Origin of the sequence: Halobacillus sp. Marseille-Q1614 (genome assembly GCF_902809865.1) — a bacterium.
Classification (GTDB): Bacteria; Bacillota; Bacilli; order Bacillales; family Halobacillaceae; genus Halobacillus_A.
On sequence record NZ_CADDWH010000001.1, the window covers coordinates 1,781,486 to 1,803,374 of the forward strand.

Here is a 21,889-nt window from a genome sequence, read left to right on the forward strand (position 1 = left end):
CCGAGCTTACCATTTATCGTGAGGCTGCCGCATGTTTATTTCGTGATACTGCCGTGTTTTCTCTTTCTTTTTTTGGCTTAATGAAAAAGGCCAGAATAAGAGCGATAACAGCCGAGATTCCCGCTACGATAAAGGATACATTAACCCCGTGAATCAGGCCATTAACCCCATGTGAAGGTCTGGCACTGTTTGTCATTACTGTAACGAGCAGCGCTGTTCCTACGGCACCAGATACTTGGCGCATCGTATTGTTCATCGCGGTTCCGTGTGGAATATGACGCTCGGTCAATGTATTCAGACCAGCCGTTGTTACAGGCATCATGACCATCGCAACACCAAGCATACGCACAGCGTTAACAATAGCGAGATAAGCAAAGGTTGTTTCGCTGTCCAGGTTTGTAAACATAAACGTCGTTACACTCACAATGATCAGCCCGATGATCGCAAGCCACCTCGCCCCAAACTTATCAAATAATCGGCCGGTAATCGGGTTCATAAAGCCCATCAACAATGCTCCCGGCAGAAGCATCAGACCAGATTCAAAGGCTGTAAACCCGAGCATATTCTGCATAAACAACGGCAGAACAGTTGCCCCGCCAATTAAAGCAATAAATACAACCATACCTAGAACGGTCGTTAGAGTGAAGACTTTATTTTTAAATACCCTGAATTCAAGAATCGGCTGTTTTAACTTGAACTGTCTTAAGATGAAAGCCGTTAAAGCAATGGCTCCTGCTAACATCGAGAAGATCACCTGCTCATCGCCCCAGCCGGTGTTGCCAGCCGTACTGAATCCATACAGAATACCGCCAAATCCGATGGATGATAAAACGATCGAAAGGATATCGACTTTTGGAAACGTCTGCTTCGTAACATTTTTTAAGATGAAGTAAGCGACAATAAAGTCGATGATGACAACAGGTAAAATGACGTAAAAGAGACTTCGCCACGGAAACTGCTCAACAAGCCATCCAGAAAGCGTCGGACCAATCGCCGGCGCAAAGGATATGACGAGTCCAAACATTCCCATCGCAGCTCCCCTTTTTTCAATCGGATAGACCATCATCAAAATCGTCTGCATAAGAGGCATGATAATTCCTGCCCCAGAAGCCTGAATGATCCTTCCTACCATTAGAATGCCGAAATTAGGAGCGATGGCACAAATCACCGTCCCCGCTGCAAATAATCCCATTGCGGTCAAAAATAACGCCCGGGTCGTAAACCGTTCAATTAAAAAAGCGGTAATCGGAATCATAATCCCGTTCACCAGCATAAAAATCGACGTCAGCCACTGCGCCGTACTCGCATCTAAGTTTAAATCCCTCATTATATGCGGCAGCGCTGTAGCTAAAAGCGTCTGGTTTAAAATGGCCGCAAAAGCCCCTGAAATCAAGACAAGCATTAACGGTCCTCGATTAATCTTGAGTTGAGGGCTTGAAGTTTCTTGGTCGTCAGCCATGTTACTCCTTCTTTCTTTTATTTAAATAGTTTAGTTATTTAATATTTCGTCTACCGAAATATAGTAACATATTGAGGAGGGATTCGAAAGAAAAAAGATTAGGCACCTAATTTTTTGGTAAAGCAGAATATTAGGATTGATGGCTGATTACGATTACACTTGTCTTAATAAGCTTATAAATAGGAAGGAAGATGAAAATGGGACAATCATTACAAGGAAAAGTCGCTTACATAACAGGTGCAGGCCGCGGCATCGGTCGGGCCACAGCTCTTGAACTGGCACGCGAGGGAGTTAACGTAGGACTTATGGCGAGAACAGAAAGCAGGCTTGAGAAAACGGCTGAAAACGTAAGAGCACTCGGTGCAGAAGCGAGCTATGCTGTAGTCGACATCTCACAGGAAGAAGAAGTCGATCAAGCTGTTTCAAAATTAAAAGAGGAGTTAGGAGCCGCTGATATTTTAATCAATAACGCAGCGATCAGCTCCCGCGGATCATTCTTAGAAATTGATCCGCAAGACTGGAAGAAGACAATTGAAGTTAACGTATTTGGCACATATCATGTGACAAAAGCGGTGCTCCCGCAAATGATTGAGAAGGACCAGGGCGACATTATCAATATTTCTTCAAGCAACGGGCTCAAAGGAACAGCCGGATCTACGGCTTACAGTGCGTCTAAGTTCGCCGTTCAGGGAATGACCGAAGCCTTAATGCAGGAAGTGCGCCGAAACAATATCCGCGTCAGCACCTTAAACCCCAGCCTTGTCGCCACTGAACTGGCCTTTGGAGACAAGCTGGACGAACAGGATAAGGAAAAATATATGCAGCCGGAAGATATCGCGGAGTATATAGCGGCCCAGCTGAAGCTCCACCCACGTATTTTTATAAAAACGTCTCTGCAGTGGGCAACCAATCCGTTTTAATGAGAGTGGCTGAAGGATGAGTTGATAGTGAAGGGAAATCGCGGCACACCTTTGGAAGATTTAGCAGGGTTTCCTGTTTCGCTAAAGAGGTTTAGCAAGAAGGCTTTATTAATAAGAAGTTCGATTAAGTTCGGCACGTCATGTGCCATCATTGAACGACCCCACATCATGTGGGGCCGCGAAAAAGCGAGAGTTGTTAGCCCTAGGGTAAAGGAAATAAAAAAGCTCAGAGACCAGAAGCTCTGAGCTTTTTTTATTATTTCAAAATGCCAAGATAAGCGCTCCATGGGCCTACATCTTCGCTGTACCTTTCAGCCATCACTCTAACGATCTGTGAAATGTGAGTGAAATCATGAACCACCCAGGTCGGCAGCAGTTCCCTCACTTTAACTGTACCAAATGCCGGGTGAGAACCTTTTTCTTCAAGCTGTTCCTCAGACCCGATGAGCTCATAAAGCCTGCGTATATTTTCTGAACGAAGCTTTTTAAATTCATCGATTTTCCCGCCGATCGTTTGCATGTCCTCAGAATTCAAATGAGAGAAGCGGTCAAATTCCGGAAATGGCTCAGCTTCCCCTTCATGCAAAATATGGACCAAACGGGAGATCCAGTTGTACTTTTCCCCTTCTATCAAATGTTCAATTACTTCAGAAGCATTCCAAGTTCCTTCCCCTTCATTACAGGTAAGCCAGCCATCCGACAATCCTGAAAGAAATTGATCCAGCGTCTGCGGTGTGCGTTCCAGGATTTCTACAGATTCCTTCAAAGAAAAGTTCATGTAGCTACTCCTCCAAGGCTAAGTGTTTAAAAGCTCTTCGTCGCCATCTTCATAATAACCTAAGACAGCATCCACATAATAAATGTCTCCATAACAAGCATCATACTGGACGGCTTCTTCCCGTATACAGCTGTATTCCCCAGTATGCGCTAACTCCTCATACATTTTCGCGGAAAATTGAATCGCTAACTCCTGAGTATATTCTCCTCCATGGTTCCTCACATAATCTATGAAACCAGCACCAAAATTATAGGACTGCAGAGCGAGTTTTATATCTTCGTCAGCCTTCTTAAGCGTATTAGCAAAATAGGAAACTCCGTGCTTGATCGAAAGCTCTGGGTCATCAATGCAGCCTACAGACCCGCATAATGACTCCGATGCCTGCATAGGATCGTTTCCGCGTCCTCCGGATTCCTGCATCATTAAAGCGAGAATAAGGTTTGTATACTCCCCGATCCCCTCTTCTTCTGCATACTTCCTGACTTCCTCTTCATATTGCAGAACCTGCGGAGAAATATTTCCTTCAGTGCTGTTGGTAAAGCTTGAAAGACCCTCGCCAATATTGCTGATCGTAATAATATGCATAAGAGCAATAAATAGAATTATAGGGAGACCATACTTTAAGAAGCTGCCGGCCAAAGCCTGTTTAAATTTAGTTTTAGCCTTTTTCTTAGGCATGTTCTCCCCTCCTTAACCGTCAATATATATATAGCATATTTTAACATGCTGGTTTCGGTATTGCTCTATTTTTGTTCTAGATTGCCAGATTCCAAGGTTTCATGCCGAATAGGAATTTTCCTTACAAAACAAAAAAACCATAGAAACTCTATGATTTTAATAATGTCCAGTTGGACCGATTTTTTTATTAAACCTCTATTTTTTACCATTCTCCCAAAATTCAAGGGCAGCGTGGATCGCAAAACCACATATTCTCCGCATCTTTAAAAAAGTAAAGAACTTCATTTACTGCTTTCATGTAAAAAAAAACGATATAATCGCCGCTTTCATCAACCACTTGTTTTCCATAAGGATAATGGGATTGTGAATAAACAGTAACTTCTTGGAGGTCACACGTTCGTTCCATGCATTGCTCTACCTGCTGATGTGGGGTCATAGTATATACCTCCTAAAAGTATTGATACTTATGTTTACCCATCAGAAAATGAACTAATCATCTTCCATTGATAATTTCATTTAATGTTGTCTGTATCGACTTCAGTTCTTATACGAGAAAGTCGCCCCCACACAGGAAGAATTCTCTCTTATTTCATTATCTTTCGACAAAGTTTCATCACAAGTAAATTTTTTGTAACAATACGAGAAAAGGCCCCCCTTTCCATTACGAATCACTTCTTCTCGTTTCATATCATCCATAAAAAAGCTCAAGACTAAAAGACAGTCTTGAGCTTTCTTTTACTATATGCCAGCATTTTTGGGAGAGCTTCTTCAGAGGTAATTAGTTATAGCTTAACGGGCGGACTCCGTCACGCACAGCGATAAAATCCGGGCGTTCTTTACCACCAGAGAATGGCTGTACGAGCTGGTTTTCCACACTGTTAAATACCATAAATAGATTGTTGCGGTCATACGGGGTAATGTTTCCGTTTGATCCATGCATTGTGTTACTTTCGAAAATGGTAATAGAACCTGCTTTTCCTGTAGGAACAGAAATGCCGCCGCCTTTCTCAGTCAGCCATCTCAGGCTTTCGTGATCCGGCACTCCAAGCTTCTGCTTTTGCAGAGATTCTTTATAGTTGTCATCCGGCGTTTCACCTATACAGCTGACATAATAGTTATGGGACCCTGGTATAAGCATCAACGGCCCGTTAAAAGTATAGTTATCCGACAGAGCGATGGATACACTTAACGCTCTCATGCGAGGCATTCCATCCTCTACGTGCCAAGTTTCAAAGTCTGAATGCCAGTCGAATTCCTTTCCAGTAAACCCAGGCTTGTAATTAATTCTGGACTGGTGGATATAAACATCGCTTCCAAGCAGATAGTTTACTATGTCTAATAAACGCTGGTCGTTCGTTACATCTTTAAAGTAGTTATCATCTTTATGGACATGAAAAATTGAGCGGATTTCATCACTTTCTGGTTCCCGGATTACTTTGTCGGATTGAACATCACGACTGTCATCCTTTAATTCGAAAATCCCTTTCTGCATATCCGAAACTTCTTGATCGGAAAAGAGGTTTTCAATCTGAAGGAAACCATTCTTCTCGTAGAAATCTAGCTGCTCTTTCGTAAGCGGGGCCTCGTGGTCTTTTGAACGATCCGTATGAATGACCGGATCCTTTCTTTCTAAAATCTCTGGCTTGTTATTCTGTCTTGAAGGATAAAGATCTTTCATGACTACACACTCCTATTTCGCTAAAGATTTTGCACTTTTGAAGCCGAATTCCTCGGTGCTAAAAAGGCTGACATATAGAGAGAACCTCTCCCTCGTACGGGACAGATTCCCATTACAAAACGAATTAAACTACTATTTTAAAAAAATATAGATAAAAGCAGAAATAGTCCGAAAAAACGCAAAATAAGAAGATATCCCCCCGTAAATTCTCTCAAAAAGCTAATATTGGACTACATCCCTTTACATCTCTTTGTTTCTTAATTACTTTTAAGGAATTTCATAGTAAATAAAAGCGCCGCAATCCATTATGGTATATACATTTCTAATTAGTTTGCCTTCCTTCTTAGTTAATTGTTTACTTTTGTCTTTATAATCTATTGCTCCTCATCCAGAAAAGTATATTAAAATAACAAAATCACTAACAGTCTCTTACACTGAGTTTTCTAGGCAGTTGAGAAATCGCGACAGTCTATTTCTATAAATGTAAGGTGTTTTTCTGCTATATACAAAAAACTCAGAGCCGGGGCCCTGAGTTTTTTCTTTAATGATAGATTAATAGTTTACAGCTGCCTGAGAGTTAATTCTTCCGTGCTCAAAGTAGCTGCCTGTTCCGCTAATCCGATCAGCCGAATTTTCAATAGCGGTACGGATTTGTGAATTGCTTCGGCCCTGACCTGCAAGCAGACCGGCTAAACCAGCGACATGCGGAGAAGCCATTGAAGTGCCGGACATGTACGCATATCCACCATTTGGAACTGTTGAGGCGATATCAACACCTGGAGCTGTAACGTCGACCCAAGTTCCATAGTTAGAGAAAGAAGCTCTGCGGTCGTAACGGTCAACCGCGCCAACCGCAATAACATTCGCATAAGACGCCGGTTCAAACGTTGTAGAAACTCCATCATTTCCTGCGGCGGCAATGACAACAGATCCCTTACTCCATGCATAGTTCACTGCATTTTCCAAAGTCTGTGTATCACAGTTACATCCTAAAGAAAGATTAATGACCTTAGCCCCTTGATCAGCTGAGTAACGAATGGCGTCAGAGATAGCTGTCATTGAACCGCTTCCATTTGCGTCTAAAGCGCGCACAGCTAAAATGCGGGAATTTGGCGCCATTCCCGCTATCCCTTGAGCATTGTTCGTTTCAGCAGCGGCCGTTCCAGCAACGTGGGTTCCGTGGCCATTTAAGTCCATTGGATAATAATCATAATCAACAAAGTCATACCCGCGAACTGTTTTATCATTCAAATCCGGGTGGTTATAATCAACCCCTGAATCAATGATTGCAATCATCTGACTGCTGCTGCCTCTTGCCGTATTCCAGGCAGCCGGTGTTTTCGTTAACTGAGGTCCGTATTGAGCACTGCTGTAATAAGTATCATTTGGAGTCCAGTCTGCGGAAAATTCATAGTTCGGTTCCGCATACTCTATGTTTGGATTTTTGTTCAAAGCTTTGACAGCTTTCTCCACATTTTCAACCTTAAAAACCTTAAACTCAGAATCTACAGCATCTTTATCAGGCACCTCTCTTGCTTCTAAACCTTTTACTGGTGAAGCCTGTGCCGATTTTCCTTTTCCTTCTTTAAACTTAACAACTACCTCATCTTTGACATACCCACCTTTTTTAGACTGTTGATCCATCTCCACTTTAGGCAGATCCGCTTTTTTGTCTGCGGCCGATATCTCTGCAGCGTTTGGAAGCAGCGTCAAAGTAACTGCCATCGATAGTACGGCCAATCCTTTAAATCTCATAAAAAATCCCTCCTTATTTTGGTATAATTATCAATTCACCAAAACCAGGAGGAATCCCTTCCCTTTCAACTTGGGAAATGAAGTCCGTAAAAACGGGCTTTACAAAGGTTTTTCATTATAACATTGGGAAAGCTTACTCTTTCCCTAAGATCAGAAGTCCATGCATTCTTTTCATAACATATGGACCGTCCAATTCCTTTGGCGGTACGCCATAGTAGGATTTCACAGCAACTTTATCCGCCTTTTTTTGCTCTGAAACAAATTGATTGATTTTAGCTTCTGGTATACTGCATGGTTCAATCACAACCGTCTGATCTATTCTTACACTATAATTTCCAGTAACTTTTAACTTTTTTTTACCGAAATAAAGCTCCTTAATCGGTTCGATCATACAAATACCCTTTCTTCTGCAATCTTTACCAATTATAAGTTATCTTATTTTCTAACTCCTTAATTTCCAATAACCTTTTAGGCAGCTTTTACTATTATATTTTTATGTACTCTGCTGCCTTGTACCTTTTGCATTGAATCAGTACCTCCGCCAGGTCCTCTTTTTTAAGACCATATGTCTTGGACCCTTAGAATGATTTTTGCAGCTTTCCCAAACATACTTTATAGGTTATCTGTATGGAAATCGAATGCAAAAGATTCATTCCCTGCCCTCCTTTTGTCATCAGAACCCCCGTTCCTATGTCCTATATCGAATTATTTCGACAAATTAATACATAATCCTTCCTCTAGATGAAAATTTTATTAAAAAAAATCAGGACCTTACCCCCATTCCATAAAAAACAAGACACCCATATGGGTGCCTTATGGTTTATTAATCTCTCTTATTAATGTAAGCAGCGCAGGTGATACAGTATTCATGTCAATGAGACCATCATCACACTCTTTTACTTTATCAAGCTGCTGCAAAAAATAATCATCTCTGCATTTAAACTTAAGCGTCCCCGAACAGATCCTTCCTTTTACATTCTTCACTTGATCATGAATCCATTCTCTTTCCAAGTCATGCCCTCTCCTTTTCAAACTAAGTCTATTTGACAGTATAGGAGACGACAAGTGAAATTATACGTACTTTTTTATTTACTCATTGTCTTTATTATTGATAAACTCGTTAAGGTCCTCTCCGCCTGTGCTATTATGGTTTTTCATTTGGCTGAGACGTCCATTGTGATGCTCGCCGTGATTTTTATTTTCCTTAAACTGATTATTCTTTTTGTTTCCTTTATCCTGAGTCATTTCTTTTCGCTTCCTTTCCTGTTTTAATAAAGCTAGTTTTTGTCAAAATGGTGGACTTATACTTATTTTCCCCTCCCCTCATATCATTGCCCAGGAAATATTTCCTCCCATGCCCATTGCCCTACGTTATTTTAAGAAAACTTTACGATATCGTAATATTCCGCAAACCGGGTTGCCGTATTTTCACTCTGATTCTATACTTAAATTATTGAAAGAATATGGAGGGCATCACCATGGTCATTCGTTTACTTACATTTTTCCTAATAGGACTTGTCTTATTTACGTTATTTTCTCTTTTCCTTGCAGATTTTCTAGGCTATCTATGGGTAGCGTTAGCAGCAGTGCTGGTCATCGGAATTGCATACCTGACCTTTCACTATATAAAGAAAATTATGATTCTCATGAAAAGAGAACAATAAAAAGAGCTGAACCAAATGGGTTCAGCTCTTCGCTTTTTGAGTCGTTACTCTAAAAAATACTCGCTTAAGGCCTGCTGCAGTGTGCCTAATGTCTTGGTCTGCTGATTAAACGGGATTCCGGATCTGGTCATCTTGGTTACAATTTCTTTTCTCAGTCCTGTAATTACCGTTGTACACCCCATTAAAGAAGTACCATCTATAATGTTCATTAAATCAACTATAACCTCTCTCTCCATATCAGCAATTCCTGATAAATCCACAAGTAATGTCTGAATCCGCAAATTACCAACCTCAGTTAATACTTTTTCCTTCAAAATTTCCGCTCTGCGGGAATCTATTGCACCTATTAATGGTAAAATGCAAATCGAGGAGTTAATAGGAATGATTGGGACAGACAGGTTTTCTACGAGCTTTTCCTGACTCTCTATTAGCGAATCCTTGTAAGTGGAGTAGCTTATGAAGAAAGTATTTAAAAAGTCATCCACACGGCTGTTGATTTTCCTCTCCATTTGAAAAAAGAACGACAAACCCTTGGGTTCCGTGTATTCATAATATTTTTGAATAAACTTCCATATTGATCGACGGACCGCATGAATCCACTCTAATTTAAAGGTGAGGGAAATAGAATGAGTAGCCCAGGCTATTCCTTCATGCTTAGCAAAATTCTTAAGCGATTCATCTTCCCCGTCAATAATGTAAACAACAAGGTTATTGGCATTATTCACGAGATCAATATTCCCGATATGCAGTATCTCTTCAATTTTATCTTTTACCGTTACAGCTTCCGATAATAAAGTGCTTTCAAAAATATGCTTATTTTCCTGGATAAATTCTTTAAGACTCATTGACGATTGATAAGTCGTTTCCATAATGATCTCCTTTATAGTAATTTATATATTTTACGGTCTTTATTCTCTCACCTATAGTAACACAGAAACCCCAGCCTCTAACGCTGGATAAAAAATCCAGTTCAAAAGCAACTGCTTTCTTCTCTTGTCTCAAGGTATCAGTTACTTAACCACACAAAAAAACACCCGTCTCCGGGCGTTTTTCTCACTCTATGTTCTTGATAAGGTTTCTACTCCAATTCCGTATTTGTCTAATGTCTGGCGTATTTCTTCCTGCAGTTCTTCAGACGGAACGTCCATTGGAAGTCGTAAATGCGGTTCAATTTTACCCATCATCCCAAGTGCTGCTTTAACTGGTGCCGGATTCGTGTCTTTGAATAGAACATCATTTAATTCCATCAGCTCATAGTGAAGCTGTTGTGCTCTTTTTACGTCACCGTCAAACCAGGCATCATGCATTTGAGCTACTTTGCCGGGCAGTACATTAGCCGTGGCACTAACAGAACCAGCCCCGCCAATTGCAAGCATTGGATAGCAGAGAAGCTCTATACCAGAGAAGAGTAAAAAGTCTCGACCGCAGCGCTCAAGAACACGATTGACGTGTTCAAAATCTTTATTCGATTCTTTGACACCGATAATGTTCGGACAATCGTTACTCAATTGAGCAAGTGTGTCTACATGAAGATTCTGAGCTGTACGCCCCGGAATGTTATAAATGATGATTGGAATTTCAACTGAGTCCGCTACGGTTTTAAAATGTTTGTAAAGCGCCTGCTGATTCGGCTTGTTGTAATATGGGACGATGACCATTGCGGCATCAGCACCGATCGCTTCCGCTTTTTTCGTCAGCCGCATCGTTTCATCGTGGTTAGTAGAACCTGTTCCAGGAACAAATGGAACACGGCCGTTAATAGTTTTCAGTGCATTCTCCATCACTTGCTCGCGTTCCTCCAGTGTTAGAGAGCTCGGTTCACCAGATGTTCCCGTTACTGAAATACCGTGGGTGCCATTGGATAATTGAAATTCAATCAGTTCGCTCATTTTATCCAAATCAATCGATCCATCTGCTCGAAAGGGGGTAATGACCGGCGTGATGGACCCTTTCAATCTTGATTTAATTTCACTATAATCTACTGTCATAGTAATTCCTCCTTTACCATTTATAGCCTAGCCTCAAGCATATTCTCCTGTGCGTGAAAATCCCAGGCGTCGAAATCAGCAATAAAATTGTTCCATTCCAGCGTGACGAGTTCGCCCTGTCCAATAAGCGAATCGTGAAACAGCTGAATGTTGAGCTGTCCCTTTTCATTGCGGGAGTTTATTTCACAAATCCCTTTTGCCCGCAGTCCTTGATATAAAACCGTCACTTCGTATGATCCGGAACAAGGCAAAAAATAGCTCGAATCAATTGTGATCTCCACTGCTTTTCCATGCCCGTTCATGAAGCCTTTCATTTCGTAGTTCCTTCCTAAGTAATCACTCACTTTTTCAACTTTCCCTGTTGAGAGAAGGTCTCTAAGCAGTGTGGAGCCGACTTTATGACTGTTTTGAGACAGTTCGGAAACCTTCGTAACCTCAAATCGTCCGTTACTGTCAGTAACGAGCTGCTCCATATTTCCTTTTCCTTTAAATCCATATTTGTAGTCAAATCCTGCTACTGCGTGCTTCACACGTAAGCCGCATAGATAGTCATCGACGAATTGACGGTGAGGAATCGCAGCCACCTGCTGATTGAACTCAACGACATATAAAAGATCGACTCCGAGCCTCTCGAATATTTCTGCTTTAACATTCAGCGGTGTTAAATAGTGCGTCACCTTCGGCCCTTTAGGAATAACAGAAGAAGGGTGGGGAAAAAACGTCATAACAGCAAGCTTCAATTTCTTTCTGTCTGCGACCTTACTTGCCTGCTTTATAATCTCCCTGTGCCCGAGATGGACACCGTCAAAGAAACCCAGAGCCATAACGCATGCTTCGCTCTCCTGTTGAACCTCTCGTTTAATTGGAAAATTGATTTGAATCAGTTTCATATTCCCACCCCCTCCTTATTTATGAATTGACCAGGTTGTATTTCCCTTCGAAGAAAGTCAAAGGCTCTCCATCCTGAAGAGTTAAGTTAATCACTTCTCCAACATATAAAACATGATCGCCGGCTTCATGGGTATTGTATACTTTACATGCTAAGCTTACTAACGAGTTTTCCAACACAGGCATGCCTTCAAAAGTATCAAACACGACATGCCGATCTTTCAGCTGTCCGGCGAAAATCATCGACATTTCCTGTTGGGCTTCTGAAAGAATGTTCACCGTAAACTTCTGGGCTTTTTCTATCGTTTGATTCATCTTTGCGTTTTTTCCGACAGAAATGAGAATAAGCTTTGGCTCAAGAGAAACCGACATAAAGGCGTTGGCTGTCATGCCATGAACCTCGCCGTCTGCTTCTGATGCGATGACGGTAACCCCTGTTGCAAATTTCCCCATAGCTGTCCTGAACATACGATCATCCATATTGATCACCTCACCAAAGATTTTTAAATCACAAATGTCGGTTTGCGTTTTTTCAGCTTCGCAGGTTTCGTTTCCACCTTTTCTCCATTGTGAACATCAAGGACTTCAGTTGCTTCTTCAAACCAGCAGTCAGGAGCTTCATGGCCCCAGAATGTCTGGCGCATCGGATCATCTAAATCCCAGCGTATCGGCTTAAAGTCCGGGTCGCTCGTTAAATAATCTCCATTGTACAATTCAATGCGATGGCCGTCAGGGTCGCGTAAATAAAGGAAGAAAGCATTGGATAAACCGTGACGTCCCGGTCCACGTTCTATGTTTGGCCCATATCCCATGGAAGCGAGTACATCACAGCCGTCAATTAAACTCATCGGATCCTTCAGCCAGAAACCGACGTGGTGAAGGCGCGGCCCCTCGCCATTCATAAAGGCGACGTCATGAACACTAGGTTTTCGGTGAAGCCAGGAAGCCCATACTTTATTCTCTTCCCCGGCGGTATATTCGGAACAGGCAAAACCGAGTTCCTTCATATAAAAGTCCTGTGCCGCTTCTACATCAGATACCATGCAGTTAAAGTGATCAATCCGCTGGACTTTTGCACCTTTATAGAGATCGTATTGCTGCAGCTTTCTTTCCACTGTATCCATTTGAGCATAAAACTCTATAGGAAGACCGGACACATCCTGATAGCGTAACGCACGACCGACCGATTTTTGTTTATCGATCCATTTCACTTCGCTGCCATCCTGCTCAAGTTTTGCTCCAAGTTTATCTAAATCCTCTTCTGAGCGCACTTTATAGCTTATGACTTCAAGAGCAGGTACAGATTTCTTCTTAAGTAAAAGGCTGTGGTGATTATGCTCTTCTAACCCTCTGAAGTAAATCTCTTCATTATTGGCCTCGGTTTCAATAAAACCAAGAGCATCGTAGAATTTTCTAGACTTTTCCAGGTCTGTCACATGTAAAACGGCCCGGCCTGATCGGATAATATCGAAACTCATATACTCACTCCTCACACGTTTGTAAAATCCGGTTTTGATGATTTAACGTTTTTTAAGAAATCCTGAATGTAAGCTTTATATGGTTCTTTATCGAACTGTTCAAAATACGTCATGCCCATTTTGACGGGATCTCCGAAGAAGTAGTACTCATAGTGAGTCTGCCTGCTTCCAAAAGCACTCATCGTTACATCCCAGGCGAGACGGAAAAGCTTCACGCGATCATAGCCTTGCAGATTCTTAGATTGCATGGCACGATCAAGCAGCGGCCCGATTTCTTCATGATGAAAGTCAGCTTCTGAAGGTATTCCCATAAGACCGGATGCTCCAAGGATGCGCAGGATTTCCGTGATTCTCGGATACACGCGCGGGAACCAGTTGCGGGCTGCATTGAGAGCTTCAAAGTCTGGCGTCATCGTTCCCCACTTATCAAGCTTTGCGTTATGCTCTGCTTTATACAGGTGAGATTTCATATTCTCCAAGATCAGCATAACTTCGGTTCCTTTGTCCATAACGTGCTGGAACTTATCAATACCGATTGAGTCCATAATGCTTAAAATAACGCCCAGCACAAACTCTGTTTTGACGATATTCTTGGCTACGACCTGGTGTGACATGTGAACAACGGCATTTGTTTCAAGGAATGTACGGTTACAGATAGACGAATTGCCGCAGACAAACACTTTCTCCCATGGTACAAAAACGTTATCAAAGTAAACGATCGCATCTCCTTCTTCAAAACGGCTGCTCAGCGGGTGATCCCACTCGGACTTACCGTAATCAAAGGATTCACGGCTCATGAATTTTAAGCCAGGTGTGTTGTTAGGAACAACAAATGCTAAAGAATATGGATCATCAAGCTCGCCGGCTTTTTTCACGGTTGATGGGAAGACGAGAATTTCATCGGTGATGCCGCCCTGCGTTGCCAGCAGGCGCACACCGTCAACAATAATGCCGTCGCTGCGTTTCTCTACTAGATGAAGAGCTACATTGGCATCTTTCTGTTCATGCTGGGCTTTCTGGCGGTTGACTTGCGGGTGAATTAACGTGTGCGTTAAGCTGATGTCATTTTCACGGGCATAGTCATAATAGTTTTTCGAGTTCTCGGCAAACATCGGATCATCTTCGGCGAATAAATCATTCGCCACACCCATCGCCATCACTTCAGCATTTAAGTAATCCGGGGATCGGCCCATCATGCCGCCGGATAAGCGTGCCCATTCCTGAATCGCTTCTCTTCTTTTAATGAGGTCTTCAATTGTTTCCGGACGGTAAAAGGTCATTCCTACTTTATCGCCGGACTGTTTTGAGGTATAAAGCATTTTGTCCGGCTTTTCATACTGAAGGTCATAAAGTTTCGCCATCGATTGGATCACATTTTTAAAAGCAGGATGTGTGGTTGGATCCTCGACTCTTTCTCCCCCGATGTATACATTGTTTTTCGCCTTCTTGATTCGTTCAATATATTGAGCCCCTGTTTTCGCTGGCATCGTATACAACCTCCTTATTTTTTACCAAACTGCGGAATTTTGTGATCGCCAAGGGCGACGTGGACCACTTGCATTTCTGTATAAAATTCAAAAGCATAATATCCGCCTTCACGCCCGATTCCACTGTGTTTTGAGCCGCCAAACGGTGTTCTTAAATCACGTACATTCTGCGAGTTGATCCAGAGCATTCCGGCATCCACGGCCTGTGCCACCCTGTGACCGCGCTGGATGTCTTTTGTCCAGACATATCCGGCTAAACCGTAACGGACGTCATTCGCAAGCTCGATCACTTCTTCCTCATCACGGAACGTCATTACGGCTAGTACAGGTCCAAAGATCTCTTCCTGAACGACGCGCATTGAGTTATCTGCATTAAGTAAAATGGTAGGCGGAATGTAATTGCCAAGCTCATACTCTTCTGGAACATTTCCCTGGTAGACCTCACATCCTTCTTCCTTCGCGAGTTCCAAATATGACGCTACCTTCTTATAATGTTTTCTATGGATTAACGGTCCAACTTGAGTCGTATCATCAAGCGGGTCACCGACACGAATATTATCGACTCGCTCTTTTAATGCTGTAATGAATTGTCCGGCCACATCTTCGTGAATATACAAGCGGGAGTTCGCAGTACAGCGCTCGCCGTTAAAGGAGAAAATCCCCCATGTACAGGCATCAAGGGCACGATCCAGGTCGGCATCATCAAAAACGATGATTGGTGATTTGCCCCCAAGCTCCATGGAGAAACGCTTCAATGCATCTGCTCCATTTTTCATAATCTCAGAACCTGTCGTCGTCTCACCTGTAAAAGAAATCAGCTCGACATCTTTATGTGCGACAAGAGATGCACCTGCTGTCTCACCAAAACCGTGAACGACATTAAACACTCCGTCAGGCAAGCCTGCCTGATCAATAATTTCAGCTAATTTGTTGGCCGTCAGCGGAGACCACTCGGCCGGTTTTAAAATCACCGTGTTACCTGTTGCAAGGGCAGGAGCGATTTTCCACGTTTCCAGCATGAACGGGGCATTCCACGGCGTAATTAACCCCGCAACACCGACCGGCTTGTGAATTGTATAATTTAAAAATTCGTCATCGACCTGATAGGCATCACCGACCATCCGGCTTGAGACCATTTCCGCATAAAAACGAAAGTTATGCGAAGCGCGGCTGACCATTTTTTTCGTAAGGCTTAACGGAAGACCTGTGTCATAAGACTCGAGCGGTGCCAGTTCTTCCGTGTATTCATCAATAAGATCAGCGATTTTATTGACGTATTTGAGGCGGTCGCTCTGCTTCATTTTTCCCCACTCGCCTTTAAACGCCTTCTTCGCCGCCAATGCTGCTTTATGGATGTCTTCTGCCCCTCCGGAAGCGACACTATTAATTTTTTCGTTTGTAAAAGGGCTGATGTTATCAAACTGCTGATGTGATGCTGCATCTACAAACTGTCCATCGATATAGAGCTGCACGTCCTGTACCCCAGCTATTGTTTTTCTTTTCAGCTCTGCTGCTGTTTGACTATTGGTCATTCCCATCCTCCTCGATTTTTGACAGCGCTTACTTTTTACTCATGTAAAATCGCAAACCCTTACAAATAAAGATTTGCAAATATTCGATAAACTTTGTATATTCAAGTTATCATATCGAAAAGTATATTAAAAATATGTATAATATCTACTTTTCATACTAAAAAAGTATTCATAAGCATTCGAAGGGAGTTAAATGATGGACTTAAAACAATTGCGTTATTTCCGGGCTGTTGCTGAAGAACAGCAAGTAACAAAGGCAGCCAAAAGACTTCATATGGCCCAGCCTCCGCTCAGCCAGCAAATTAAATTAATGGAAGAAGAATTAAATTTAAAGCTGTTCGACCGCCAAGGAAGAAAGCTTGAGCTGACAAAAGCCGGAGAAATTCTTTTTGAAAAAGCGGGAAAAATCCTTCATGAGTTTAGTGAAACGATTGTGGAAGTAAAGGAAACTAGCGAAGGCATGCGAGGAAAAATGCATATTGGATCAACCAAATCGTGTTTTTCCTATTTGAGCAGCGCCTTTAAGCTTTTTAAAGCGCAGCACCCCAATATTACTTACCAGCTCAGGGAAGGAGATACTTATTTCCTTGAAGAGTGTATTAAAAAACGCGAAATTGAACTTGCGATTGTCCGGCTTCCTATGCAGTCCGATGAGTTCAACATTCTTAACATCCCCTCAGAACGATACATACTTGCAGCCCCCGATACGTGGAATATATCCAGCCACAACGAATTCATCGACTTTGAGGAGCTTCGTGATATTCCTCTTATGCTCCTCCATCGGATCAGTGGAAAAGGTCAATTTGAATTGATCGTAGAGGAGTGCCGCGCCCACGGAATAGAACCGAACATTATTTGTGAATGCCCTGATGCGGCGATGCTGCTGTCGCTGGTCGCAAACGGAGTCGGTGCCACCATCGTGCCTGAATCGACACTGAATGCTTTTGCTTTTTATAATGTAAAGAGCTATCAGCTGGCGGGAGCGAATATTAAGTCAGAGGCTGCAGTCATATGGCACAAAGAACGCTATTTAACGAAAGCTTCACAGCGGCTGATTCAAGTGCTCGAAGACCAGGCGAACTGTGTAAGAAATTAAAAAAAGCTGCCTCCTTATTTTGGAGACAGCTTTTTTTCTATTGTCTTAATGGATCATAAGAGCGGAGCGGTAAGGTGAATTCACTGCCAAAATCATTTTTTCTGACTGCCTCTGGATTTAATATATCATCACCATTTGGTTTTTCTCCACCTTCTGCCCAATCCGTAAGGTCTGCAAATGCTTTGGTTTCCTCTTCAGGTGTAAACTCACAATGCCCCACTGCTCTTACAGCACGGCTGACCAGTAAGTCAGAATTTCCATTGACTGCTGCTCTTTGGGCATAAATTTGTTCCATTGAGAATGGTACAAAAAGATCTCCAAGGGTATGAAGGGTAATAACAGGTACATCGAACTGGCCTGAGATATGAGGAATTTTTGACAAACCATTCTTATTTCTACCCTGGGGATCCGCTGAAATGTCAGGAATTAATTGAGCAATTTCCCGCTCCAGCTCAGATAGCTCTGGATCAGAATCCAGTTGATAGACCGAATCTGTATTATCAATAATGTTACCCGGCGTGCCATAAGAAGAGTTATCACGATAAAGCGTGAAAAGAAAATCCTTCCAGCGGCTAAAGGCGGCATCAAACAGTGGACGTTCTCCGCCAGACAGATTCTCGGTGAGGTTACTCAGCATTTCTCCTTCCTCCGTCAGCATTCCTGTGTTCAACCCAAGTTCTTCCTTAATCTTAGGCACTACAGCCGTCTGATAGTCCAAAGGAGCAGGGAACTGAACCTCTACTCCCGCAAGCACCTGTGAAGCAAGGTTATAATCAGCGAAAAAATCAAATAGCTCAGCATCGCCCATTACCCCGCACATTGGTAAAGCTCCATCATAAGAATTCTGGTACTGTTCTATCATTGCACCGGTGATGTGGCCACCCATCGAGTGTCCGACAACATAAGTATTTTCCGGCCTGCCTACTTTCCCATGAAAAAAGTTTTCAAGGGCATGGGTATCTTTAACTCCTTGCTTTACATCATATCCGTTTTTACTGTAGCTGGAAGCCGCCCAGGCATAACCGTTCTCAAGAAGAAATTTCCTGAGGTTTGCCGGATTATCAACCGTTAATTCCTTTACCGCTTCATTTCGATATCCGTGTGCATAAAGAACCAGATCGCCTTTCCAGTTTTGGGGAACTTCAATACGATACCCGGCTCCATTATGTATTCCCCAAAGACGCTCAGATTCATTTCCCTCGATCGCTTCAAAAGGCAGCTTTGACTCATCAACGAAATACTCATCCTTCTCAATTTCTGCGAAAACTGTACCAGTCATACAAAAAACCGCCAATAAGCAGATTAGTGAACAGACTCCTAAACGTTGGCGCACCTTTAATCCCTCCTCTTATTAAATGATTCGATAAAAATTACAGAATTTTCTAACATAAGTTTAATTTTATACTAATTTAGAATAATTTTCCATTATATTTCTCTTTGATAATGTTCCTTAACAGGTCAGGGGCTTTAAATGAGGTACAAAAAAACACTTGGAACAATCATCCAAGTGTTTTTTAATAAATATATTAATCTTTCCATATAAAAGAGCTGTCGGAAAGCATTTCTATATTAGGATGCTCTTTTAATTCGACTGCTAGCTTAAATAAGGCATTATCTTTTTGCTTCGCTTCAATCATACAGTCAATCTGTTCTGTGGACCCGTTCGCTTTACTCACAAACTCAAGGAGCAGACCTAAGTCTACAAAGTCAGCATGGCTTTTGAACTCCTTCTGACTTTTTGGACTGGAAATATGCATCTTTACAGGCAGCGGTGAATGAGACCAAGTATTAACAACGCGCTCCCAATGCTCCTCCCACCTCTCCCCATCATGATTCGCCAGATGATGATGAATATCAAACACGTGAGGAATACTTAATTTTTCGCAAATGTACAGGCAGTCTTTCAGCGTATAAGAGGTGTCGTCATTTTCAATCATCACCATCTTTTGTATTCCTTCAGGGACGAGCCCCCAATTATCAATGAATCGTTCCAGCGATTTCTCCTTATCCTTATAGCGGCCTCCTAAGTGAAACACGCAGCGATGAGTCGGATCGAATCCCATATAATGCAGCAGCAAATAATGATACTTCAATACTTTTAAAGAGTTTTTCAGGATTTTCTTATCACTTGAGTTAAGGACGACAAAATGGTCAGGGTGGAAATCAAGCCGCATCCCCTCACTGTTCGAGAAAGCTCCCAGCTCCCTAAGATCCTCTTTGATAGCCGATAAGTAATTCCACTCTTCTAATTCATCGTGCCCCGCAAGCGGAACAAGCCTTGAACTCAGCCTGAAGAACTTTATATCGTGGGCTTTATTATGTTTTAGCAGCCGCAGACAATTTTGAATGTTGGACTGAGCAATTCTTTCAAGCTTCCTTATCGCAGCTTCTCGATCCCGTAGCAGCTTAAACCGTTGGTATGTCATCGTTTGAGAAGGTGACGCATTTTGCACATTTACGCTCATCGCCACGTAGCCAAGCCTGAATAATGTCATATTTCATCACCCCGTTCGTTTTTATCTTAGTATTCTCTTCTGCGGGGTTATGAACCGTGTTTTTTCAGATTAAATGATGAGTCCGAAGCTTTCCGGCTAATATAACAAAAAAATAAAAGCAGTCCGTTTTAGACTGCTTTCATTATAATTATTGAACAGCGTTGACTTCTTCTTTCTCCCACTCGGTTTTCTGCTTTTCACGCGTCATTAAACTAATCCCTACAAAAACAATTGTAGAAAGCGGCAGGGAATAGATCAGTGGGTCGATATGTGTCCACGGATATGGAAGTAAAAAGTCGCTGCCAAACAAGGCTTGTGAGAGACCGAATGCCGTAGACTGAGAGCTTTTTAAAAATAAAAACCCGAACACACTGATGACAAATCCGGTAATTATACTGGCAGAAGCCCCTTGCTTTGTAGCCCCTTTCCAGAATAATGCCCCTGTTAATGCCGGCAAAAATCCTGCGGCACAAATGCCGAACCAGAAGGCTGTCGCCTGGGCGATAATTCCTCCCGGCAGCAAGTAAGCCAAAACTACAGCGAGAATAACACCAACAATAACGCCGAGGCGGTTTGGGCTGACTCCAAACACTGATTTCACACCAAGCGTCCTGAGGATATCCTCACCAAATGCCGAAGCCTGAACATGAATGAGTGAGCTTACAGTGGATAATGTCGCTGATATAAGGGTCAGTGTAAATAAGTAAACAAACCATTCAGGCATTAAGTCACTGATCAACCTTGGAATAACGAGATCAGTGTTTCCTTCTGCGGCTTGAATAGCAAGCTGTCCGGTAGTTTCCATGAAGTATACATTACTCAACGGGCCGATAATGTAAGACGCACCAGCCATGAAGAAGATAAAAATACCACCAACAATTACTGAACGGTAAAGAGATCGGTCACTCGATACCGTCATGCTTCTCATCGCAAGCTGGGGCTGGGCCAGCACTCCGATTCCGACCCCCAATATCATCGTACTGACAAGTGTCCACCACATCGGTGAACCAAAATCCGGCATGCTCATCCATCCGTTGTGTCCGTCAGCTGTCAAGTCTTCCGGCACCATGCTCGTTAACGCATTCAATGCCTGGTGCCCATTAAACAGTCCGCCGACTGCTTGATATGTGACGAATAAAAAAACAGCCATTCCAGCAAGCATGATCACAGCACCAAATGCATCTGTGTACATTACTGCTTTGATTCCGCCTGTTACTACATAAACCGCTACGATCAATGCAAGCAGGACAAGAGCGGCATTAAAATTCATGGCGAGTGACTCCTGCAGGAATCTTCCCCCGCCGATCAGAACAATACTCGTATACGCTGGCATAAAGATGAAAATCATCGCACCGGCAAAGATCGTTATAAATTTCGAATCATAGTGCTTCCCTAAGAAAGTCGGAAATGTCGCAGCCTTTATCTTCAGGGACATCCGGCGAATTCTTTTTCCAAAGACGGCAAACGCTACAAAAATCCCTAAAACAATGTTTAAAAAAGCAAGCCATAAAAGTCCCATCCCGTAGACGGAAGATATGCCGCCAAAACCAACCATGGCTGAGGTGCTGATAAAAGTAGCGCCATAAGAAAGTGCCATAATAATCGAGTTGGTGTTTCGGCCGCCAACAAGATAATCTTCTTTCGTAACCGTCTTCTTGCAGCCATAATAAGCGAGATATGACATGACGGCTATATAGGTGATGAACAGTGGAATCAGGATGGATAAATTCATTCCTTTTCTCCTCCTTTATTCCACATGATGGCGCCGTAAAGTACACAGGCGATGGGAGCTAATATCGTTCCAAACCAAACAAATCCAATCCAGAAATCATCGAAGCCTAACATGTAATTCCTCCCTTGTATTAGTGGATTTATGTAGCATCATTGATGACGATAGAGAAAGCCGGTCTTCCTAAAAGAGCACTAAAACATCCCGTTTATAAAAAACTTCTCCTTTTTTATTGCACGTGTTTTTGTCACACATTCCTCCCCC

The 21,889-nt window shown here is 42.5% G+C and carries 23 protein-coding genes; 3 read left to right on the forward strand and 20 right to left on the reverse strand.

All coding sequences use genetic code 11. The features are described 5' to 3' along the window. Positions 1-13: 13 nt before the first annotated feature. Complete coding sequence (locus tag HUS26_RS08965; RefSeq protein ID WP_173916834.1) at positions 14-1,459, reverse strand: MDR family MFS transporter; 1,446 nt, start codon at positions 1,457-1,459, stop codon at positions 14-16. A gap of 197 nt (positions 1,460-1,656) precedes the next feature. Here HUS26_RS08965 and HUS26_RS08970 point away from each other — a divergent pair, with 197 nt between their 5' ends. Continuing rightward, positions 1,657-2,379 (forward strand): 3-ketoacyl-ACP reductase, encoded by a 723-nt coding sequence (locus HUS26_RS08970; RefSeq protein WP_173916835.1) that lies wholly within the window; start codon positions 1,657-1,659, stop codon positions 2,377-2,379. 256 nt (positions 2,380-2,635) lie between these two features. On the opposite strand, the gene HUS26_RS08975 is transcribed toward HUS26_RS08970, so the two are convergent. From HUS26_RS08975 to HUS26_RS09010, 8 genes are all read right to left on the reverse strand, one after another. After that, complete coding sequence (locus HUS26_RS08975; protein WP_173916836.1) at positions 2,636-3,157, reverse strand: DinB family protein; 522 nt, start codon at positions 3,155-3,157, stop codon at positions 2,636-2,638. Between the two features lie 18 nt (positions 3,158-3,175). Next, positions 3,176-3,835, reverse strand: coding sequence for a lysozyme family protein (locus HUS26_RS08980; RefSeq protein ID WP_173916837.1), 660 nt, complete (start codon positions 3,833-3,835; stop codon positions 3,176-3,178). 220 nt (positions 3,836-4,055) lie between these two features. Then, a complete protein-coding gene (locus HUS26_RS08985) occupies positions 4,056-4,271 on the reverse strand; it encodes a hypothetical protein (RefSeq protein ID WP_173916838.1) in 216 nt (71 codons plus the stop codon). A 342-nt stretch (positions 4,272-4,613) separates the two neighbouring features. Next, positions 4,614-5,513: an ectoine hydroxylase gene (gene thpD, locus HUS26_RS08990; protein WP_173916839.1), complete on the reverse strand. Its 900-nt coding sequence runs from the start codon at positions 5,511-5,513 to the stop codon at positions 4,614-4,616. 552 nt (positions 5,514-6,065) lie between these two features. Next, a complete protein-coding gene (locus HUS26_RS08995) occupies positions 6,066-7,268 on the reverse strand; it encodes a S8 family peptidase (RefSeq protein WP_173916840.1) in 1,203 nt (400 codons plus the stop codon). Positions 7,269-7,401: 133 nt separating this feature from the next. Beyond that, on the reverse strand, positions 7,402-7,659 hold the full coding sequence (locus HUS26_RS09000; RefSeq protein ID WP_173916841.1) for a hypothetical protein: 258 nt from the start codon (positions 7,657-7,659) through the stop codon (positions 7,402-7,404). A 422-nt stretch (positions 7,660-8,081) separates the two neighbouring features. Further along, positions 8,082-8,279, reverse strand: coding sequence for a hypothetical protein (locus HUS26_RS09005; RefSeq protein ID WP_173916842.1), 198 nt, complete (start codon positions 8,277-8,279; stop codon positions 8,082-8,084). Positions 8,280-8,357: 78 nt separating this feature from the next. Beyond that, positions 8,358-8,513, reverse strand: a complete 156-nt coding sequence (locus HUS26_RS09010; protein WP_173916843.1) for a hypothetical protein — start codon at positions 8,511-8,513, stop codon at positions 8,358-8,360. A gap of 233 nt (positions 8,514-8,746) precedes the next feature. Between HUS26_RS09010 and HUS26_RS09015 the strand changes: the two genes are divergently transcribed. Beyond that, complete coding sequence (locus HUS26_RS09015) at positions 8,747-8,932, forward strand: hypothetical protein (protein WP_173916844.1); 186 nt, start codon at positions 8,747-8,749, stop codon at positions 8,930-8,932. Positions 8,933-8,976: 44 nt separating this feature from the next. Here HUS26_RS09015 and HUS26_RS09020 read toward each other — a convergent pair whose 3' ends face one another. From HUS26_RS09020 to hpaE, 7 genes are all read right to left on the reverse strand, one after another. Further along, positions 8,977-9,801, reverse strand: coding sequence for an STAS domain-containing protein (locus HUS26_RS09020; protein ID WP_173916845.1), 825 nt, complete (start codon positions 9,799-9,801; stop codon positions 8,977-8,979). Between the two features lie 189 nt (positions 9,802-9,990). After that, positions 9,991-10,920 (reverse strand): 2,4-dihydroxyhept-2-ene-1,7-dioic acid aldolase, encoded by a 930-nt coding sequence (gene hpaI / locus HUS26_RS09025; RefSeq protein ID WP_173916846.1) that lies wholly within the window; start codon positions 10,918-10,920, stop codon positions 9,991-9,993. Positions 10,921-10,940: 20 nt separating this feature from the next. After that, positions 10,941-11,810, reverse strand: a complete 870-nt coding sequence (locus tag HUS26_RS09030) for an FAD synthetase family protein (protein ID WP_173916847.1) — start codon at positions 11,808-11,810, stop codon at positions 10,941-10,943. Between the two features lie 19 nt (positions 11,811-11,829). Further along, the gene (locus tag HUS26_RS09035; RefSeq protein ID WP_173916848.1) at positions 11,830-12,288 is read right to left on the reverse strand and encodes a flavin reductase family protein; all 459 of its coding nucleotides are present in this window, start codon (positions 12,286-12,288) and stop codon (positions 11,830-11,832) included. Between the two features lie 23 nt (positions 12,289-12,311). Next, on the reverse strand, positions 12,312-13,286 hold the full coding sequence (gene hpaD, locus HUS26_RS09040) for a 3,4-dihydroxyphenylacetate 2,3-dioxygenase (protein WP_173916849.1): 975 nt from the start codon (positions 13,284-13,286) through the stop codon (positions 12,312-12,314). Positions 13,287-13,297: 11 nt separating this feature from the next. Further along, positions 13,298-14,773, reverse strand: a complete 1,476-nt coding sequence (gene hpaB / locus HUS26_RS09045; RefSeq protein ID WP_173916850.1) for a 4-hydroxyphenylacetate 3-monooxygenase, oxygenase component — start codon at positions 14,771-14,773, stop codon at positions 13,298-13,300. A gap of 14 nt (positions 14,774-14,787) precedes the next feature. Next, positions 14,788-16,305: a 5-carboxymethyl-2-hydroxymuconate semialdehyde dehydrogenase gene (hpaE, locus tag HUS26_RS09050; RefSeq protein ID WP_173916851.1), complete on the reverse strand. Its 1,518-nt coding sequence runs from the start codon at positions 16,303-16,305 to the stop codon at positions 14,788-14,790. A gap of 196 nt (positions 16,306-16,501) precedes the next feature. On the opposite strand from hpaE, the gene HUS26_RS09055 reads away from it, so the two are divergent. After that, the gene (locus HUS26_RS09055; protein WP_173916852.1) at positions 16,502-17,401 is read left to right on the forward strand and encodes a LysR family transcriptional regulator; all 900 of its coding nucleotides are present in this window, start codon (positions 16,502-16,504) and stop codon (positions 17,399-17,401) included. Between the two features lie 37 nt (positions 17,402-17,438). Here HUS26_RS09055 and HUS26_RS09060 read toward each other — a convergent pair whose 3' ends face one another. The 4 genes from HUS26_RS09060 to HUS26_RS20210 all read right to left on the reverse strand — a co-directional run bounded on the left by HUS26_RS09060 (position 17,439) and on the right by HUS26_RS20210 (position 21,741). After that, positions 17,439-18,734, reverse strand: a complete 1,296-nt coding sequence (locus tag HUS26_RS09060) for a hypothetical protein (protein ID WP_173916853.1) — start codon at positions 18,732-18,734, stop codon at positions 17,439-17,441. Positions 18,735-18,927: 193 nt separating this feature from the next. Next, positions 18,928-19,896, reverse strand: a complete 969-nt coding sequence (gene uvsE / locus HUS26_RS09065) for a UV DNA damage repair endonuclease UvsE (protein WP_173916854.1) — start codon at positions 19,894-19,896, stop codon at positions 18,928-18,930. Positions 19,897-20,044: 148 nt separating this feature from the next. Then, positions 20,045-21,628 (reverse strand): sodium:solute symporter family protein, encoded by a 1,584-nt coding sequence (locus tag HUS26_RS09070; protein ID WP_173916855.1) that lies wholly within the window; start codon positions 21,626-21,628, stop codon positions 20,045-20,047. Then, positions 21,625-21,741: a symporter small accessory protein gene (locus tag HUS26_RS20210; RefSeq protein ID WP_371809573.1), complete on the reverse strand. Its 117-nt coding sequence runs from the start codon at positions 21,739-21,741 to the stop codon at positions 21,625-21,627. Before HUS26_RS20210 ends, HUS26_RS09070 begins: the two co-directional genes overlap by 4 nt. Between the last annotated feature and the right edge of the window lie 148 nt (positions 21,742-21,889).